This is a genomic window from Ruegeria sp. YTSA105 (assembly GCF_059610225.1).
Genome location: NZ_JBXWNE010000003.1, coordinates 313,963 through 330,960, shown reverse-complemented (window position 1 = coordinate 330,960; position 16,998 = coordinate 313,963). Strand labels below are relative to the sequence as shown.

General features: G+C 58.0%; 20 protein-coding genes. 5 read left to right on the top strand and 15 right to left on the bottom strand.

Annotated features, from left to right (window positions below):
- Window positions 1-177: 177 nt before the first annotated feature.
- Entirely contained in the window at window positions 178-1,296 is a 1,119-nt protein-coding gene (gene ald, locus AC2FH2_RS06500) for an alanine dehydrogenase (RefSeq protein ID WP_271948547.1), read from the bottom strand.
- A gap of 136 nt (window positions 1,297-1,432) precedes the next feature.
- On the opposite strand from ald, the gene AC2FH2_RS06495 reads away from it, so the two are divergent.
- Window positions 1,433-1,891: an Lrp/AsnC family transcriptional regulator gene (locus AC2FH2_RS06495; protein ID WP_142635322.1), complete on the top strand. Its 459-nt coding sequence runs from the start codon at window positions 1,433-1,435 to the stop codon at window positions 1,889-1,891.
- Window position 1,892: 1 nt separating this feature from the next.
- On the opposite strand, the gene AC2FH2_RS06490 is transcribed toward AC2FH2_RS06495, so the two are convergent.
- On the bottom strand, window positions 1,893-2,732 hold the full coding sequence (locus tag AC2FH2_RS06490; RefSeq protein WP_496712298.1) for a CPBP family intramembrane glutamic endopeptidase: 840 nt from the start codon (window positions 2,730-2,732) through the stop codon (window positions 1,893-1,895).
- A 276-nt stretch (window positions 2,733-3,008) separates the two neighbouring features.
- Here AC2FH2_RS06490 and ppk2 point away from each other — a divergent pair, with 276 nt between their 5' ends.
- Complete coding sequence (gene ppk2, locus AC2FH2_RS06485; RefSeq protein ID WP_496689073.1) at window positions 3,009-3,926, top strand: polyphosphate kinase 2; 918 nt, start codon at window positions 3,009-3,011, stop codon at window positions 3,924-3,926.
- Between the two features lie 58 nt (window positions 3,927-3,984).
- Here the strand turns inward: ppk2 and AC2FH2_RS06480 are convergent, their stop codons facing one another.
- Both AC2FH2_RS06480 and rpsU read right to left on the bottom strand, forming a co-directional pair.
- Window positions 3,985-5,112, bottom strand: coding sequence for a CAP domain-containing protein (locus AC2FH2_RS06480; protein ID WP_496823172.1), 1,128 nt, complete (start codon window positions 5,110-5,112; stop codon window positions 3,985-3,987).
- Between the two features lie 267 nt (window positions 5,113-5,379).
- A complete protein-coding gene (rpsU, locus tag AC2FH2_RS06475; RefSeq protein WP_005614280.1) occupies window positions 5,380-5,586 on the bottom strand; it encodes a 30S ribosomal protein S21 in 207 nt (68 codons plus the stop codon).
- A 111-nt stretch (window positions 5,587-5,697) separates the two neighbouring features.
- Here rpsU and AC2FH2_RS06470 point away from each other — a divergent pair, with 111 nt between their 5' ends.
- Entirely contained in the window at window positions 5,698-6,390 is a 693-nt protein-coding gene (locus tag AC2FH2_RS06470; protein WP_496712291.1) for a COQ9 family protein, read from the top strand.
- 62 nt (window positions 6,391-6,452) lie between these two features.
- Window positions 6,453-7,439, top strand: coding sequence for an NAD(P)H-quinone oxidoreductase (locus AC2FH2_RS06465; protein ID WP_496823171.1), 987 nt, complete (start codon window positions 6,453-6,455; stop codon window positions 7,437-7,439).
- A 9-nt stretch (window positions 7,440-7,448) separates the two neighbouring features.
- Here the strand turns inward: AC2FH2_RS06465 and AC2FH2_RS06460 are convergent, their stop codons facing one another.
- Window positions 7,449-8,306: a DUF2189 domain-containing protein gene (locus AC2FH2_RS06460; protein WP_496823170.1), complete on the bottom strand. Its 858-nt coding sequence runs from the start codon at window positions 8,304-8,306 to the stop codon at window positions 7,449-7,451.
- Between the two features lie 195 nt (window positions 8,307-8,501).
- Here AC2FH2_RS06460 and AC2FH2_RS06455 point away from each other — a divergent pair, with 195 nt between their 5' ends.
- On the top strand, window positions 8,502-9,485 hold the full coding sequence (locus tag AC2FH2_RS06455; protein ID WP_281972591.1) for a quinone oxidoreductase family protein: 984 nt from the start codon (window positions 8,502-8,504) through the stop codon (window positions 9,483-9,485).
- Between the two features lie 44 nt (window positions 9,486-9,529).
- Here AC2FH2_RS06455 and AC2FH2_RS06450 read toward each other — a convergent pair whose 3' ends face one another.
- From AC2FH2_RS06450 to AC2FH2_RS06405, 10 genes are all read right to left on the bottom strand, one after another.
- Complete coding sequence (locus AC2FH2_RS06450; RefSeq protein WP_271948532.1) at window positions 9,530-10,063, bottom strand: outer membrane protein; 534 nt, start codon at window positions 10,061-10,063, stop codon at window positions 9,530-9,532.
- Between the two features lie 261 nt (window positions 10,064-10,324).
- A complete protein-coding gene (locus AC2FH2_RS06445) occupies window positions 10,325-10,801 on the bottom strand; it encodes a YHS domain-containing (seleno)protein (RefSeq protein ID WP_271948672.1) in 477 nt (158 codons plus the stop codon).
- A gap of 216 nt (window positions 10,802-11,017) precedes the next feature.
- Window positions 11,018-11,854 (bottom strand): fatty acid desaturase, encoded by an 837-nt coding sequence (locus tag AC2FH2_RS06440; protein ID WP_496823169.1) that lies wholly within the window; start codon window positions 11,852-11,854, stop codon window positions 11,018-11,020.
- A gap of 65 nt (window positions 11,855-11,919) precedes the next feature.
- A complete protein-coding gene (locus AC2FH2_RS06435; RefSeq protein WP_496676669.1) occupies window positions 11,920-12,462 on the bottom strand; it encodes a GbsR/MarR family transcriptional regulator in 543 nt (180 codons plus the stop codon).
- Window positions 12,463-12,543: 81 nt separating this feature from the next.
- Window positions 12,544-13,152, bottom strand: coding sequence for a glycerol-3-phosphate 1-O-acyltransferase PlsY (gene plsY / locus AC2FH2_RS06430; RefSeq protein WP_142635346.1), 609 nt, complete (start codon window positions 13,150-13,152; stop codon window positions 12,544-12,546).
- Window positions 13,152-14,432: a dihydroorotase gene (pyrC, locus tag AC2FH2_RS06425; RefSeq protein WP_281995258.1), complete on the bottom strand. Its 1,281-nt coding sequence runs from the start codon at window positions 14,430-14,432 to the stop codon at window positions 13,152-13,154. Before pyrC ends, plsY begins: the two co-directional genes overlap by 1 nt.
- Window positions 14,429-14,815: a hypothetical protein gene (locus tag AC2FH2_RS06420; protein ID WP_496823168.1), complete on the bottom strand. Its 387-nt coding sequence runs from the start codon at window positions 14,813-14,815 to the stop codon at window positions 14,429-14,431. The genes pyrC and AC2FH2_RS06420 overlap by 4 nt, the downstream gene beginning before the upstream one ends.
- On the bottom strand, window positions 14,800-15,318 hold the full coding sequence (locus AC2FH2_RS06415) for a hypothetical protein (protein WP_496823167.1): 519 nt from the start codon (window positions 15,316-15,318) through the stop codon (window positions 14,800-14,802). Before AC2FH2_RS06415 ends, AC2FH2_RS06420 begins: the two co-directional genes overlap by 16 nt.
- Complete coding sequence (locus tag AC2FH2_RS06410) at window positions 15,315-16,250, bottom strand: aspartate carbamoyltransferase catalytic subunit (protein ID WP_496689054.1); 936 nt, start codon at window positions 16,248-16,250, stop codon at window positions 15,315-15,317. The genes AC2FH2_RS06415 and AC2FH2_RS06410 overlap by 4 nt, the downstream gene beginning before the upstream one ends.
- Before the next feature lie 74 nt (window positions 16,251-16,324).
- Window positions 16,325-16,984, bottom strand: a complete 660-nt coding sequence (locus tag AC2FH2_RS06405) for a scavenger receptor class F, member 2 (RefSeq protein WP_496701803.1) — start codon at window positions 16,982-16,984, stop codon at window positions 16,325-16,327.
- Window positions 16,985-16,998 lie beyond the last annotated feature (14 nt).

Here is a 16,998-nt window from a genome sequence, read left to right as displayed (position 1 = left end):
CGGGCATTGAAATACCCTCCTCCGGTTAGGCCCGGCGCCGCGCTATTCGCGCGGCGTCGTTGTTTTTGGTGCCCCGTTCAACGCTGTGAACAGGTCACGCCGCTTCGAAAAGGCGGCGCTATGCCCAACGCTGCAAACGCCCTCGGGAGAGGGCGCTTCAGGGGCTGGAGGCTTTCGTCAGGATTTGATGACGACGTTGGGGGATACCACGTCAATCCCAAGCGCTTTGCCAACCGCATAATAGGTGAGTTGGCCGGCGTGAACGTTCAAGCCAGCCAGCAGGTGCGGATCATCCTGACAGGCCTGTTTCCATCCTTTATCCGCCAGTGCTAGCATGAACGGCATTGTGGCGTTGCCCAGTGCTATTGTTGATGTTCTTGCAACCGCGCCGGGCATGTTGGCCACGCAGTAATGCATGACGCCGTCAACTTCATAGATCGGGTCCGCATGGGTTGTGGCCTTTGAGGTTTCAAAACAGCCGCCCTGGTCGATGGCAACATCCACAAGAACCGCGCCGGGTTTCATGGTGGACAGCTGCGCGCGCGTCACCAGTTTCGGCGCTGCAGCACCCGGAATCAGCACAGCGCCAATCACCATGTCGGCTGTCTGGATCAACTCCGCGGTCGCACCTGCAGTTGAATACTGGTTCTTGAACTGACCGCCGAACACGTCGTCCAGATAACGCAGCCGGGGCAGAGACCGGTCCAGTACCGTCACATCCGCGCCCATACCTGCAGCGATCTTGGCGGCATGGGTACCGACGACGCCCCCACCGATAACCACAACTTTTGCTGGACCAACGCCGGGGACGCCACCCATCAGCACTCCGCGGCCGCCATTCGCCTTTTGCAGCGTCCAGGATCCGACCTGTGGTGCCAGACGGCCCGCAACCTCGGACATGGGTGCAAGCAGGGGCAGACCTCCATTTGCATCGGTCACTGTCTCATAGGCGATAGCCGTACAGCCCGATTCCAGCAGGTCATGGGTCTGATCCGGATCCGGGGCCAGATGCAGGTAGGTGAACAAAAGCTGCCCTTCACGCAGCATCTTGCGTTCGCCCGCCTGGGGTTCTTTGACTTTGACAATCATCTCTGCGGTGGCAAAAACTTCTTCTGCACTGTCCACGATGCGGGCACCTGCGGCGACGTAATCATCGTTGTCAAACCCGGCGCCAATGCCAGCTCCGTTTTCGATTATCACGTCATGGCCACGAGACACCGCCTCTTGTGCGGCGTTGGGCGTCATGCCGACACGGAATTCCTGCGGCTTGATTTCTTTGGGGCAACCGATTTTCATTAGGTCTCTCCGTTCCTAAACTGCCTAAATAATGGGCGGTTTCGGGTGCAATTTCTGTGAAACTCTGCCCGCATTCCGGCTTTTCTTCGGGAAAATCTTCGCTACAATGGGTAAAACCCGCAAAGGAATTGCGTGGATGAGCCTTGATACGACAGATAGAAAGATTTTGGCTGCCTTGCAGCGGAATGGTCGTATGTCGAATGCTGAATTGTCCGAGCAGGTGAATTTGTCGCCTTCGGCCTGCCATAGGCGGGTACAGAGGCTTGAGGCCGATGGCTATATCCGCAACTACGTTGCCTTGTTGGACGCGCGCAAGATGAATGTGCCAACAACGGTGTTTGTCGAGATCACCTTGCAGGGCCAGGCCGAGGAAGTACTGGAGGCCTTCGAAAAAGCTGTTGCGCGGATCCCGGATGTTTTGGAATGCCACCTGATGGCAGGAACTGCGGATTACATCCTGAAGGTCGTTGCCGAAAACACCGAGGATTTCGCCCGCATCCATCGCCAATATCTGTCTCGACTTCCAGGCGTGGCGCAGATGCAAAGTTCATTCGCGCTTCGGACTGTGTTCAAGACGACGGCGTTGCCGGTTTAACCTAGGCTGGGCCGGGATAGGTGAAAATCACCAGATGCGCCGCGTTAAAGGCGAAATGCATCAGAACCGGAACCCAAAGCCGTCCTGTCGCGTAATATCCCAGGCTACATGCCGCGCCAAGAAGGGCTGCAAAGACAACCAATGCAGGTCCACCTGCAAAATGTGCAAGCCCGAAAAGCAGGCTGGTCGCAGCAATCCCCGCAGCAGCCCCCAGGCGTTCGGAAAGTGCTGATTGCAGATAGCCACGGAAAAAGGCCTCTTCCGTGAGGCAGGTCAGAAACAGGTTGGAAAGTGCAAAGATCATCCACCAATGGGGAAGGGTGAACTCTGGCCGGATGGCACCGACTGAGAGGCCCAGTAGAAACAGGGCCGGCAATGCGACCAGCCCGACCGCCAGCGGCGATTTGCGTATATACGCTACTCCATCATTCATGCGTGGCCAGGCCAGAAGGACGGCGAACAGGATCAGAGGCTTGTCCAGGTTCAGGTACATCGTGAAATCGGTGCTGCCCGGACCGGCATGAACCCGGTCCAGTACCAGTAGGTTATGAAAGCCCGGAACCAGATGTGCGCCCATGGCCAGGCACCACAGGATCAAGGCGATATGTCCAACAAAGGAAAACGCACCGTTCAAACCGCGTAGCATCAACGCTCCGGTAAGACCTGCTGACGCAATAGCTGCGGCAAAGGGCGTGACCAGACCCAAGGTCAGAGCAATCAGGCCAAAACAGGTCAGCAGAACGAACCCCAAAGACCATTTCCCTGAAACAGCGCATATCTGCGCGGCGATCAGGATAAACCAGGGCCAAACAACCGGCAGAACAGATATGAAATGCGCCACGGCCCCTCTCTGAAATGACCTGTGCTTTGATGCCCTCAGAACACTCGGGCTGGCAAGTCATGTTAACAGGCTTCATACAAGCTGAAGTAGGGGTGGCTCTGGCGATTGAATGATCCAGCCGAGCGGAAATGCCAAGTTTCCGAATTCCTGGGGCAGTGATCTTGCTGACCCCGGCAGATAAGCTTAGAAAAAGGCTTTCATCTACCTCTGTGATGACATCAGGCGGTTACACGCGCCTGATAGGGTCCTGACCCGTTAATTGATAAGGAGCAGACCTTGACCGACGAATTTAACCATGCACCAAAAGACTGGCTCGAAGCCGAGTTGGAAGACGCGCTGGACGAAGATTTTGAGATCGAATTCAGCGAGCCCATGCTGTCGGTGGAAGTGCGGAAGATCTACAAGGATCAGCATCCCGACATGCTGGATCGCAAGGTCTATTTCCGTAACTTGCTGCGACTTCAGGCTGAACTGATCAAGGTGCAGGACTGGGTGCAACATACCGGTGCCAAGGTCTGTATCCTGTTTGAAGGCCGGGACAGTGCTGGCAAGGGTGGGGTGATTAAGCGGATTACGCAGCGCCTGAATCCGCGTGTTGCCCGGGTGGTTGCTCTGCCGGCGCCCAGTCGTCGTGAGCAGAGCCAGTGGTATTTCCAGCGTTACGTCCCGCATCTGCCCGCCGCCGGTGAAATCGTTCTGTTCGATCGGTCCTGGTATAACCGTGCCGGGGTCGAAAGGGTGATGGGGTTTGCCAGCAAAGATCAGGTTGATCAGTTCTTTCAGGACGTTCCCGAATTCGAACGGATGTTGGTTCGATCCGGGATCATCTTGCTGAAATACTGGTTCTCGATCACGGATGAGGAACAGCAGCTGCGATTCCTTATGCGGATTCACGATCCTATGAAACAGTGGAAACTGTCCCCCATGGATCTGGAATCCCGTATCCGCTGGGAGGCCTATACCAAAGCCAAAGAGGACATGCTGTTCCGTACCAACATCCGAGAGGCGCCCTGGTACATCGTCGAAGGCAACGACAAAAAGCGTGAGCGCCTGAACTGTATTGAGCATCTTCTGACCAAGATCCCCTATACGGATGTACCGCAGGAAAAAGTTGATCTCCCGGATCGCAAATATAATCCGGAATACGAACGGCGTGTTTTGCCGGACGAGCTGTACGTGCCCAAGATTTACTGATCACGAAAAACGCCCCCGGATTCCGGGGGCGTGGCTTTAGTTTTCGCTTGTCCGGCCTTCAGAACACAAAGTCGTCTCTGGCCAGGTCCGATAACAAGGTATCTTCTAGTGTCAGGGTGTGGCCGTTACCGGCATCGATGATGACGTCATTTCCGGATTGCGAAATGTGGTTCTTCATCAGATCGTTATACCCAACGATAGACTTGGCCTGCCGGAGGTTGACGATATCCTCGTCGGTGAAATCCGTCACAGTATCCGCGCCCTTGGTGAAGTAGAATTGATCCACTCCGGTGCCACCGGTCATGACATCTGCTCCATTGCCACCAAGCAATTTATCGTTGCCAGCGCCACCGATAAGAATGTCGTTGTCCTGCCCGCCTTTAAGCACATCGGTTCCGGCGCCGCCGTCCAGCTGGTCAATGCCATAGCCGCCTTTCAGAAGGTCTTTGCCATCACCCCCATTCAGGTCGTCATTATCAGCTCCGCCAACCAGAGTGTCATTTCCGCCTTCGCCGTTCAGGGTGTCGTCGCCGGAGCGGCCAAGCAGCTTATCTCGGCCGCCGCCACCAACCAGGGTATCATCACCGCCGCGCCCATCCAAAAGGCCAGACTGTCCGGATTTCAAAACGAACCAGTCATCCGCAGCAGTGCCGATCTTGCCAGCCCTGACGTCCAACTGCCCCGAGGGCGGTGGAGGTGTGGAACCACCGGAACCACCCGAACTGCTGGTATCAAGCTGCAAAGGCGCAGAGGTCCGTGCAAAGTTCTGGGTCACCATGATGGCGTTCCAGCCGTCATAGTTTCCGACCTCAATCCCAATTCCGATAACGGTCACGTTGGCGTCCAGAATATTCGCGCGATGGCCGGAACTGTTCATCAGGCTGTTGTGCAGATCCTGAACGTCATCCGACAGCCCCGGCGCACCGCGGACACTCTGCCATGCGATGTTTTCAGTCGCGCGCCAGCTTCCGGAGAATTCGAAGCCCGCATCTTCCATTCTGTCCGATGGTCGCGAACCTCCGGCGCCGGTATGGCTGAACTTATCGACGTTCAGCATCCACTCGCTGTGATCTTCCGCCGCTGCGTTCAGCCGAAGCTCAAGCTTGACCGGTTGTAAGCCCGCCTTTGCCCGCTCTGCATTGATCAATGCGAGCATCTGCCGCTCTAGATCGCTGGCCGTTGACATGATTCTGCCTCCAATAGATTGCGTTATTTTGGCGGGACATTAGTGGCGAGAACTTGGCGACGAGAAGACACAATCGTGCCGCTCGCGGTTGGTGGGCAGATCGCCACCGGAAGTTGAATCTGAGTTCGCGATTTATCGCGCATTGACGCGGGGTTGCGTCAGCCAGTCGCGAAAAAGCGCGCAACGTCACCCTGAAAACGACAAACCCCCGGGCGATGCCTCGGGGGTCGTCAAATAGTGTCATCCAAAACTGGACGAGGAAGGTGCTTAGAGCAAACCTTCGCGCTGTGCTTTCTTACGTGCCAGTTTACGGGCACGGCGGATCGCTTCAGCTTTCTCGCGCGCTTTTTTCTCGGACGGTTTCTCGAAATGTTGCTTAAGCTTCATTTCGCGGAACACGCCTTCGCGCTGCAGCTTTTTCTTCAGGGCACGAAGCGCCTGATCGACGTTATTGTCGCGAACACTAACCTGCATGTGGTTGTCACCACCTTTCTAGATAGAGTTGCAAGGAAATTGCAGGAATTGGCCGTATAGCAAAGCGCCTCTATCTTGTCTAGTACTGGTCCTGATAACCGGAGAACCGCCATGACCACCACCTATGAAGACGCCAAGCAGCAGCTTTTGGATGCGATGCTGACACATGTTCCCTTCGATGGCTGGTCGGAAACCAGCTTTCGCGCGGCGATTGAAGAATGTGGAATGGATGACGTTCTGGTGCGGGCGATTTGTCCGCGTGGTGCCGTTGACCTGGCGTTGGCATTTCATGCGCGCGGGGACGCAGTGATGGCAGATCGCCTTAAAACTGAGGATTTGGGCGATATCAAATTCCGTGACCGGATCGCTGCTGCCGTCCGCTTCCGGCTACAGGCCGTGCCGGATAAGGAACTCGTGCGCCGGGGTATGACCATGTTTTCGCTGCCAAGCCACGCGGCTGATGGCGCAAGGGCAGTATGGCAAACCTGTGATCTGATCTGGGACACGTTGGGAGACACGTCGGACGACGTGAACTGGTACACCAAGCGGGCGACATTGTCGGGAGTCTATTCCTCGACCCTGTTGTTCTGGTTGGGGGACGATTCGCCCGGGAATCAGAAAACGTGGGAGTTTCTGGACCGTCGTATCGACAATGTCATGCAGTTCGAAAAGCTTAAGGGGCAGGTGAGGGACAATCCTCTGTTCAGACCGTTTCTTGCTGTTCCGAATTGGTTGGCCGGGCAGGTTAAAGCTCCGGCTAAAACCCACGGCACGCTTCCCGGATTCTTGACACCGCGCAAGTAGTCCTCTTGCTACTGGGCCTTGACGTTTCAGCCTGCTAGGCATTGGCCAAAGGAGATCTACCCATGACTCAGATGATGCGCGCCGTTGAAATCACCGAACCCGGCGGTCCGGATGTTCTGCAACTGACAGAACGCCCGATGCCCCAAGCTTTGGCCGGTCAAGTGATCCTCAAAGTCGCCTATGCGGGGGTGAACCGCCCGGACGCTCTGCAGCGCGCCGGTGCCTATAATCCACCTCCGGGTGCCAATGATCTGCCGGGTCTTGAGGCCGCGGGTGAGGTCGTGGCCGTCGGGGCGGGGGTGGAAGACCTATCCGTTGGCGATCAGGTCTGTGCTTTGCTGCCGGGCGGCGGCTATGCCGAATATGTGGCCACACCTGCGGCGCATTGTTTGCCGGTGCCTGCGGGGATGGGCCTGAAAGAGGCCGCCTGCCTGCCCGAGACCTTTTTCACGGTCTGGTCCAATGTCTTTATGCGCGGCAGCCTGAAGGCCGGTGAGCGGTTTCTGGTGCATGGTGGTTCCAGTGGTATCGGCACAACGGCGATTCAGCTGGCGAACGCCTTTGGAGCGCGGGTTTTTGCCACTGCAGGCTCGGCTGAAAAATGTGAGGCCTGTGAAAAGCTGGGTGCCGAACAGGCGATCAACTACCGTGACGCGGATTTCGTAGCCGCGATGCGGGCCGAGGGCGGGGCGAACCTGATACTGGACATGGTGGGCGGCGACTATATCCTACGCAACGTCAAGGCGCTGGCCGAGGATGGGCGGCTGGTGCAGATAGCCTTCCTTCAGGGGCCCGTGGTCGAGCTGAATTTTGCGCTTATGATGGTCAAACGCCTGACCTTGACTGGCAGTACCCTGCGCCCGCAAAGCGATCTGGCCAAGGCAAAAATCGCTTCGGATCTGCACGAAGCGGTCTGGCCTTTGCTCGAGGCGGGAAAAGTTGCCCCTGTCATGGATAGTGAGTTTGATCTGCCTGATGCGGCGGCGGCCCATGCCCGGATGGAAAGCTCTGGCCATATTGGCAAGATTGTTCTGAAAGTTGCGGGATAAAGCTATGTTTCAGGCCACAGCACGCCGATAGAGATGCCAGGTGGCGTGGCCCAGTACCGGCATCACGACGATCAGGCCCAGCAACATCGGGATCGCTCCGATGACCAGCAGCGCGGCAACGATGAATCCCCAGCTCAGGATGACGCCCGGATTGTGACGCAACACCCGTACGGATGTCACCACGGCGACCGGAACGCCCACTTTGCGGTCCAGCAGCAACGGAAAGCTGACGACGCTGATTGCCAGGGCGACGAGGGCAAACAGAAACCCAACAGCGTTCCCGAACAAGATCATGGTCCATCCAGCGGCGGTGGTGAACACTTGGGTTAGAAAGGCACCCAGCGACGCGGGCAGGTCAGGGCCGAGTGTCTGAACATAGATGCTCTGCGCGACCATCAGCCAGACCAGAAACAGCATGACCATGTAAAACGCCAAAGCCAGAATTGCACCCAGGGAAGGGGACCGGAACACGCCAAACGCATCCAGCCATCCAGCCTCGTCACCATGTTCTCGTTTGCGGCTGATTTCGTACAGGCCAAGGGCGGCTACCGGACCCACAAGCGCAAAACCACCAACTAGCGGTGCCAGCAGTGGAACCAAGTTTGTGTTCAGCCCAATTCCGAACATCAGAAAACCTGCGATCGGATAGATGAGCACCACGAATATCGCATCGGCCCTTGTATCCAGAAAATCGCTGTATCCTGCCCTCAGGCAGGCCCAAAGATCATCCATCGTCAGCGTACGAACCACTGGCAGGTGCCGTGTATCCGCGCTGCCGATATGGCTGATGTTTTCAGCTAGGTGATCCCCGGTTGCACCTACGTTCCGTGCCGCCCAGGTGATCGGATTGCCAATCGTTTTGTCCATTGCCGTCCCCTCCTGCATTGCGATGTTGCGCAGCGGGGTCAATCCGGCGACTTGTTGCTTTTGGCCGGACCAGCCAGCAACGCCTTGGGCATAGTATAGCACAAATTTTCGCGTTTGGGTTGCGCCTCGCGTAATCGTGTCGATTGCCCTGCGTCACAGGCATGTTAGCTTGGCCTGAGGCTAGAGGAGGACAACATGCAGAAAACGGCACGAACCGTCGTCATCCATGAACACGGCGGCCCCGAGGTTCTGAAGATCGAAGATCGCCCACTTGGTGAACCCGGCCCCGGTGAGGTTCGTATTCGTCATCATGCCTGCGGGCTGAATTTCATTGATGTATATCAGCGCACTGGGCTGTATCCGCTGGATCTGCCTCAGGCTTTGGGCATGGAGGCCGCTGGCGTGATCGAAGCCGTCGGGGAAGGTGTAACGCATCTGGAACCCGGGCAGCGCGCGGCCTATGCTGCCTCTCCGCCCGGAGCCTATTGCGAGGCACGGGTCATGCCCGCCGCACAGGTGTGCCCGCTTCCGGATGGAATTTCTTTTGATGCGGCGGCCGCGATGATGCTCAAGGGGATGACAGTCGAATATCTGTTTCATCGCACCACACCGCTGAAACGCGGGGATACCGTGCTGTTTCATGCAGCTGCCGGGGGTGTTGGCTTGATTGCCTGCCAATGGGCCAAATCCGAGGGGATCACGTTGATCGGTACTGCCGGAACCGATGAAAAATGCAGTTTGGCGCAGTTCAACGGTGCCGCGCATTGCATCAATTACCGGACCGAGAACTTTGCCGAGCGCGTCGCGCAGATCACCAAAGGCAAAGGCGTAGACGCGGTGATGGATTCCATCGGGTCGGACACGTTTGACGGATCGCTCGACAGCCTGAAACCGCTTGGCATGATGATCTCGTTCGGCAATGCCTCGGGCCCGGTGCCTCTGATCGACATTGGCATTCTGGCCAAGAAAGGATCGCTCAAGATAACGCGGCCAACGCTCTTCACACATATTTCGGACCACGCGGTCTGTCAGGCCATGGCGCGGCGCCTGTTCAACAAGGTCGAAGGCGGCGAGGTCAAAATCCACATTGATCAGAGGTTCCCGCTGGATCAGGTGGCCGAGGCCCATCGCGCACTTGAGGCGCGCCATACCACAGGCAGCACTGTTCTTGAGCTGTAAATGAAAGGAACCCGGCGTTTGTGCCGGGTTCCGTCACTGTTTTCTTAGAACCGGTAGGTGGCGCGGGCCTGGATTGTGGTCGCGTCCACATCAATTCCGGTCGAATCGAAATCGTTGAATTCGTGATACAGGATTTCGCCTCCAACGCTGACATTGGGGGCGACAATCTGTTCATACCCAGCGCCGATGAACCAACCATCGTCACTGCCAAGATTGTCCGTACTCGCCTCGGCATAGCCCCCGATACCATATAGCAGCCCCACCGGAGTCACTTTGTATCCGGCGCGTGCTTTGAGGCGCCAAACGTCTTCGACCTCGACGCCGGGGGTCAGTTCAATGCTGGTCCAGTCATAGTCAAAGCCGCCACCGACAACCCAATCCCCCAGATCATAATCATATCCCAACACGATACCACCAATCGCGCCATCACCGTCGACGCCCGAAACATTGGTGTCGATATCGGCATAGCCGACCTGAAGGCCGCCGTAAAAGCCCGTCCAGTTGCCCGAGGATTGCGCCGAGGCGCCTCCGGCCGCAATAGAGGCGATAAAGGCCGCAATAAAAAATCTTCCTGTCATTCTGTTAACCTTTCTTTCGAATTGGTCTTCAGCAAACCTGTGCTGCTCATTTGTACGTGGTATTGCCAGGGCCCGGTCTGACGACCGGATCGCTGTTTTTTGGCTGTTTCCGTACCTGATTTCTGTGCCACTGCCTTGGAGCACTGGCCCGCGTTAATGGGGCTCGTTCCTGTTCGAACAATTAGGGCGAAAAATGACGGTTTCAAATGACAATCGGCGGCAGGGTGAACTGCCGCCGATCCGGTGTTTTTCTTGGGCGGATTATTGCGCCTGCAATTCCGAAGGGCTCTTGTCGGCGATATCTTTCCAGTTGGTGTCGGCGCGCTCGTTAAAGCCGGGGATGTCGCCTTCCCAGCGTTCCTGAATATCTGCGGACAGATTCAGGTACAGCTTGTTGTCGACGATTCTCCAGTAGTTCGGGTCGCCGTCAAACTTGAAGCCCATCGCGGTGCCGAATGCGCAATAGCCACCATAGGCGGGCAGGTAGGCTTCGGGGTTTTCTTCAAACGCGACTTTGTTTTCTTCCGAGGCAAAGCGGTACAAGGCTTCGTTGTGCAGCGCAGTGATGCGGTAATCGCCCTTGGTGGCTTCGCCAGCGGTGAAGTAAGCGACCGGGTCATAGCCCTGTAGCGCCAGACCGGTCGAACTTGCGTTCAGTTCGACGCCTGCAGCCAGGGTTGAGCTAGCGATGGCAACAGACAGCGCGACGCCGCCGATAAGGGATTTGATCTTGTTCATTGTTTTCACCTTTCGTGAATCGAGCTGCCGGGGGATTCCGTAATTGAGTCTGGGCAACTCTGATTGTTTTGTTCCGTGCGGTCGGTAATTGGCCGCCACGACCCCGAAGTGGGCAGCGTATTGATCACGTTCAAAACAACTAATGGTGATTGTGTGCTGGCAAACGGATCCTGTGCATTTCCGCTCAGGATCCTTGGGTGCGCGTATCAGTAAGGATTAGGGTTCTACCCGGAACCGGCGGGGTTCCAGCCAGCCGATGACCGGCTTGCGACTTGCGGCATATCCTGCAACCGAACGTTCCAGCCGATCCGCGAGAACGGGCAACCGGCTGACAGGAACCTTCGGGAACAGATGGTGTTCGCGGTGGTAGAACATCAGATAGGCCAGCCGCGCCAGCACCCCGCGCTGACTGCGCGCGGCAACGCCACTGTCATGCGTGCCCTGATGGGTTATCCAGACCGCAAACAGGGCGGCAAGGCATTGGGCTGTGCTCATCGCAGCCACGTGCAGCAGCAGGGTTTGCGATCCGCTCAGCACAGCAGCGGCGATCACGGCAAGCACCAGCCCCCAGTCGATCAGGATGCGACGACGGGCCTTGGTGTTGGCGACCCGCCAGGCCGCACGGTTGATGTCGAAGGGAAACCGGGGTCCGTATACCAAGACCTGCGCCAGGGTCATGTGCCCGCAATTCCCCTCGCAATCGCCCGGACCCATGGCGTGTTTGTGATGCAGCAGGTGGCATTGGCAGAAAGCGTGATTAGAACCCAACATAAACGCGCTGAGCACATGCATCACCAAGGAATCCTGCCGCCGCGACAGCCCGAGATTGCCATGGATCGCTTCGTGGTTCAGGCGCAGGGCGCACAGAAAGAACAGAAAGCTGGCCATAGCACCAAGTGGCCAGAGGGCAGTGCTGTAGAGCGTCAGAGACAGAAGCAGCCAGGGCAGCGGCAGCATCAGTTCCTTGATCTTGTCCCAGAGGTTCAGGGGAACCAGGTCGGCCCATTGGATGCCTTTCGGTGCGCGTTCGGTCGGGCGTTTAGGCTGGATCATGTCATGCTCCTTCTTACATCATATTCTGAGGTTTCTGTATTGAGAGAAATTTAAGGGTAAAATTTTTAGGGCGACTTGTCCCCTTGTCCCTTGGGCAGCAGCCGGGCGATGCGTCCGCCAAGTTTGACGATTGCCAGTTGAACGCGGCGAGGTAGACGGTTCACATCGACATACCAGTCGTCGAACATTTGCATGGTCTCTAGCGTCTCATCAATTCGCTGGCGCACTTTGGGCGAGGTGCCGTCATTCTGAGCCTCTTGGGCAACGATACGCAGCGCGGCCAATGTGGGCGCATATTCACGTTCGCGGCGGCCTTCGACCACAGCTTTGGTCAGGTCAAACATGTCCCGGATCGAATGAAAGTGATCGCGCCGGTCACCCAGGTTTCGGCTGGCTTTGATCAGCTTCCAGCCTTGCAGTTCCTTCAGCCCGGTCGAGACGTTCGAGCGGGCCAGCCCGAGCGTTTCACAGATTTCATCTGCAGTCATCGGTTCGGGCGAGATGTGCAATAGCGCGTGGATTTGCGCGACCGAGCGGTTCACACCCCACTTGGTACCCATTTCCCCCCAATGGAGGATAAAATCGCGCATGGATTCAGTAAGGTGCATGGTTGTATCCAGTAATTTCTGTAATGACAGAAATTACAGATAGAAATGATTCGATCAAGAACCAATTAACTCAGGCGGATATCAGGTCTTGGACCCGATCCTGGGTTCGGTGCCAGCTTTGATGCGCGAGATATTGGCGGCATGGCGCCAGTACACAAGCAATGTCAGGACGATTCCCAGAATAAACGTCGACCCGTCACTCAAAACCATGACCCAGGTTGTAGACAGGGACGCTGCTGCAAGGGCCCCAAGCGACGAAATCCGCCAGATGGCAGCGGCCACCAGCCAAGTTATGCAGCAGGCAATGCCCACGCCCCAGTCAAGCGCTAGCCAGAGGCCCAGAAAGGTCGCGACACCCTTGCCACCTTTGAAGCCCAACCAGACTGGAAAACAGTGGCCCAGAAACGCGGCCAATGCGGCGACCTGTACAGCGTCTTCTCCGGCCATGGCACGGGCGAGCAAGACGGCAGCGGCCCCTTTACCGGCGTCAAAGATCAGAGTCAGCGCGGCGGCGGCCTTGTTACCGGTGCGAAGTACATTGGTCGCCCCAATATTGCCCGACCCGATATCGCGCAGATTTCCCAGTCCCATCACCTTGGCGATGATCATGCCAAAGGGGATCGACCCCATCAGGTATCCAATCGCGGCCCAGAGGATCAGCTGGGTCATCGTACTGTCGATCAGGGGCATCAGGGTCTCCGGTATACTTCTTGGCCTGCCACAAAGGTTGCGGTGACCTTACCTTGCATCCTCTGGCCGTCAAATGGCGTATTCTGCGATTTGGATCTAAGCGTGAACCGGTCCAGCACAAAGGGCACATCCGGGTCGAACAGAACCAGGTCGGCCGGCGCGCCCTCAGACAAGCGACCGCTGTCCAGGCCCAGTCGTTTAGCTGGGTTCAGAGCCATCGCGCGGAACAGAGTCGGCAAGTCCAGTTGATCAGAATGGTACAGGCGCAAAGCCGCAGGCAGCAAAGTCTCCAGCGCCACCGCGCCCGAGGCCGCCTCTTCAAACGGGAGGCGTTTGCTTTCTTCGTCCTGTGGCGTGTGCATGGAACTGATTGTGTCGATCAGACCTGCCCGCACCGCTTCGATGACAGCCTGCCGGTCATCTTCCGACCGCAGCGGTGGTTTGACCTTGAAGAAGGTGCGATAGTCGGCCACGTCCAGCTCATTCAGCGTCAGATGGTGGATCGAGGTGCCAGCAGTGATGTCCAGCCCGTTCCGCTTGGCCCGTTCCAGCGCGGGCAGGGCGCGGGCGGTGGTAATCTGATCGGCGTGATAGGTCGCACCGGTCATTTCCAGCAACGCAATGTCGCGGTCCAGCCCCATACGCTCGGCCATTGGGGAAACGGCGGGCAATCCGCGCAAGGCGGCGAATTTGCCGCTGGTGGCGGCGGCGCCAGCGCTCAGCCCCGGTTCCTGAGGGTGGGCGATCACCAGCGCACCGCAGGATTTCGCATAGGTCAGCGCGCGGGTGAACACTTTGGTATCTGCAATGACATGATCACAGTCGGTAAAGGCGACGGCACCGGCATCCAGCAGAAATCCGATCTCGGTCATCTCGCGCCCTTCGCGCCCTTTGGTCAGGGCCGCCATGGGCAGCACGTTGACCGGGGCATCCGCCTGTGCGCGCCGGGTCGCAAATTCCAGCGTTTCCGGCGTGTCCACGGCGGGTAAGGTATCGGGGCGCGTCACGATCGTGGTCACACCCCCTGCCGCCGCCGCCAGGCCTGCGGATTTATAGCTTTCCTTGTGCCGCTCGCCCGGCTCGCAAACCTTGACGCCGAGATCGACGATGCCCGGTGCCAGGCAATGCCCGCCGCAGTCGATGACCTGCGCGTCAATCGACGGGGCCGCACCTTTGCCCTTGGCCACGATACGGCCATCAGCCACATGCACCCATCCTTGTGCGTCCGCGCCAGTTTCGGGGTCGATCAGGCGGGCGTTGGTGAAGATCAGATTGCTCATGCCATGGCCCTTTCAATAGCGGTTTTGGTAGCGGCGGGATCTGCCTGATACTTGATCAGGTGCTTGTCCCCGCCTTTTGTGACGATTTGAACAAAGCTACCCATGGTTTTGACAGCCTCGATCTGGTTCAGCGCCACTTTGCGAGGGCCAGGGCCGGTCAGAGTAGTGTCTGTCATTTCCCATGCGGCCGTCAGCTCGTCTGAGGCCAGATACCACGCACGAATGCCGATTGCAGCAAGGCCCGCTGGCGCGCCGGTCCACACAAAGGGATTACCGATCAGCCAAAGGATGATCATGGCCCCTGCCATAGCCGCGGCTGCCATCCACGTGTTGGTGCGGATATAGGCCCCTTTGTCGGGTGGGAAAGTCACAGGATCAGCCATAGGGCACCTCCGAAAACCAGAAGGATCAGCAGCACCAGAACCGCAGGGCCCATGCGACGCGGTCTGTCATTTTGCGGTGCGGATTGCGGCGCCGAATACGGTTTCGCGCTTTCCGTCTCAATTCGGCCACCTGCCCAGCTTGTTGCTTCTTCGGTGTAGAGGCCGATCAGGCGCAGCCTGCGGTCGGGGCGCAAAGCGGCTGCACGACCGTGAAATGCGGCGCTGCGGACCACCAGAACCCAGCCGTCAATCGCATCCAGCGCTGTGTGGTCCAGCTGATCTGCGGACACGTCGCAGCCCTCGGTCAGATAGCCATAGAGGCCAAGGTCTTCGAGGTCCGAGACGGGAAAGACGTCAACCTGTTCGGGATCCAGCCCCGCTACCCCTAGAATCTGATCGGCGGCTCCGGGTTCGCGCAGAAACTTGGCCTCTTCCGGGCGCATGTCGAGTGCGAACAGGCGGATAACGCCGTGTTCATGGGATGCGACGACCAGATCGCTCATGCGGCCTCGCGCAGATTGCGGGCCAGCAGTTCCATCGCAGCCATGCGGACGGCGACACCCATCTCAACCTGCTCCTGAATGACCGAGCGGTTGATATCATCGGCTAGCGTTCCGTCAATCTCGACCCCGCGGTTCATTGGGCCGGGATGCATTACGATGGCATCGGGTTTGGCCTGCGCCAGTTTGGCGGCATCCAGCCCGTAGCGATGATAGTATTCACGTTCCGAGGGGATGAACCCGCCATCCATCCGCTCTTTCTGAAGGCGCAGCATCATCACGACATCGACGTCTTGAAGGCCTTCGTTCATATCGTCATAGATCTCGGCTCCAAACTCGGCAAATTGGCTGGGGACCAGCGTTGGCGGGCCAATCAGGCGAATGCGGTTTTCCATCTTGCCGAGCAGGATCAAGTTCGACCGCGCCACGCGGGAATGGGCGACGTCGCCGCAGATCGCGATGTTCAACCGGTGCAGGCGACCCTTGGCGCGGCGAATGGTCAACGCATCCAGCAGCGCCTGTGTCGGGTGCTCATGCCGCCCGTCGCCTGCGTTCAGCACGGCGCAATTCACCTTCTGCGCCAACAGATCAACCGCGCCGGAATGCGGGTGGCGCACTACCAAAAGGTCAGGATGCATCGCGTTCAGCGTCATCGCCGTGTCGATCAGCGTCTCACCCTTTTTGATCGAGCTGGCCTGCATTGCCATATTCATCACATCCGCACCCAGCCGCTTGCCTGCCAGTTCGAAACTGGCCTGAGTACGGGTCGAGTTCTCAAAGAACATGTTGATTTGCGTCAGCCCCGCCAGCACATCCGAGTGCTTGTTCGGTTGCCGGTTCATCTCGACATAGGTCTCGGCCAGATCAAGAATGGCAGTAATATCGGATTGGGACAGGTGCTCGATGCCAAGAAGGTGACGATGGGCGAAACGCATGGGCGGACTCCTGTCTGACAATCGGCCCGCTTATAGAAAGCCGCGCCGCGCAAGGCAACCTTGGGATCAAGGCGTTAGGGCAGTTTCTCACACCCACCCTCGGGCAAGCACTGTTCGCCGGGTTTGCACCATTTGCCATAGCCGCAGTCGATCGCCTTAACCGGCACACATCCTTGGTGGTTCGAACATTTGAATCCAGGGCGGCATTGTGATCCGGTTTTCTCGCACAAGAACCAACCGGGCTGTGCGCATCCTCCGCCTGGCAGGCAGGATGATCCGGCCGCACAGGTCAAGCCGTCGTCACAGGTGATGGGGCTGCCGCTGGTGGCTGAATCCGGGTCGAATTCGGGGGTGTTTCGCTGGCATTCCCCGCGCGCGTTGCAAAAGCTGTCGCCGGGGCAGTCCAGACGCGTGGTGCATGCGTTGGCTCCTTTGGGTGCGCAGCGTAGACCGCCTGCCACGCAGCGCTCGAACGGCCCGCAGCTGCGGCCGCCGCCGCAATAGGTGCCGCCCAGCGGGATGCAATGATTGTCGAAACTGCATCTTTGCCCACCGGAACAGCACCGACTGCCACAGGCGAATTGCCCCGCGCGGCACTGATCGTTTCGATCAAACAGCTGCGCCGAAATAGGCCCGCTGACCAAGGCCAGAAGCGCCCAAATTGAGAGGAATCGAAACAGGATCAGCATGATTGCCCCAATGGTCGGTGCGACCGAGCGCGCAATCAAGGGCAATTCGCTTTCCCTCG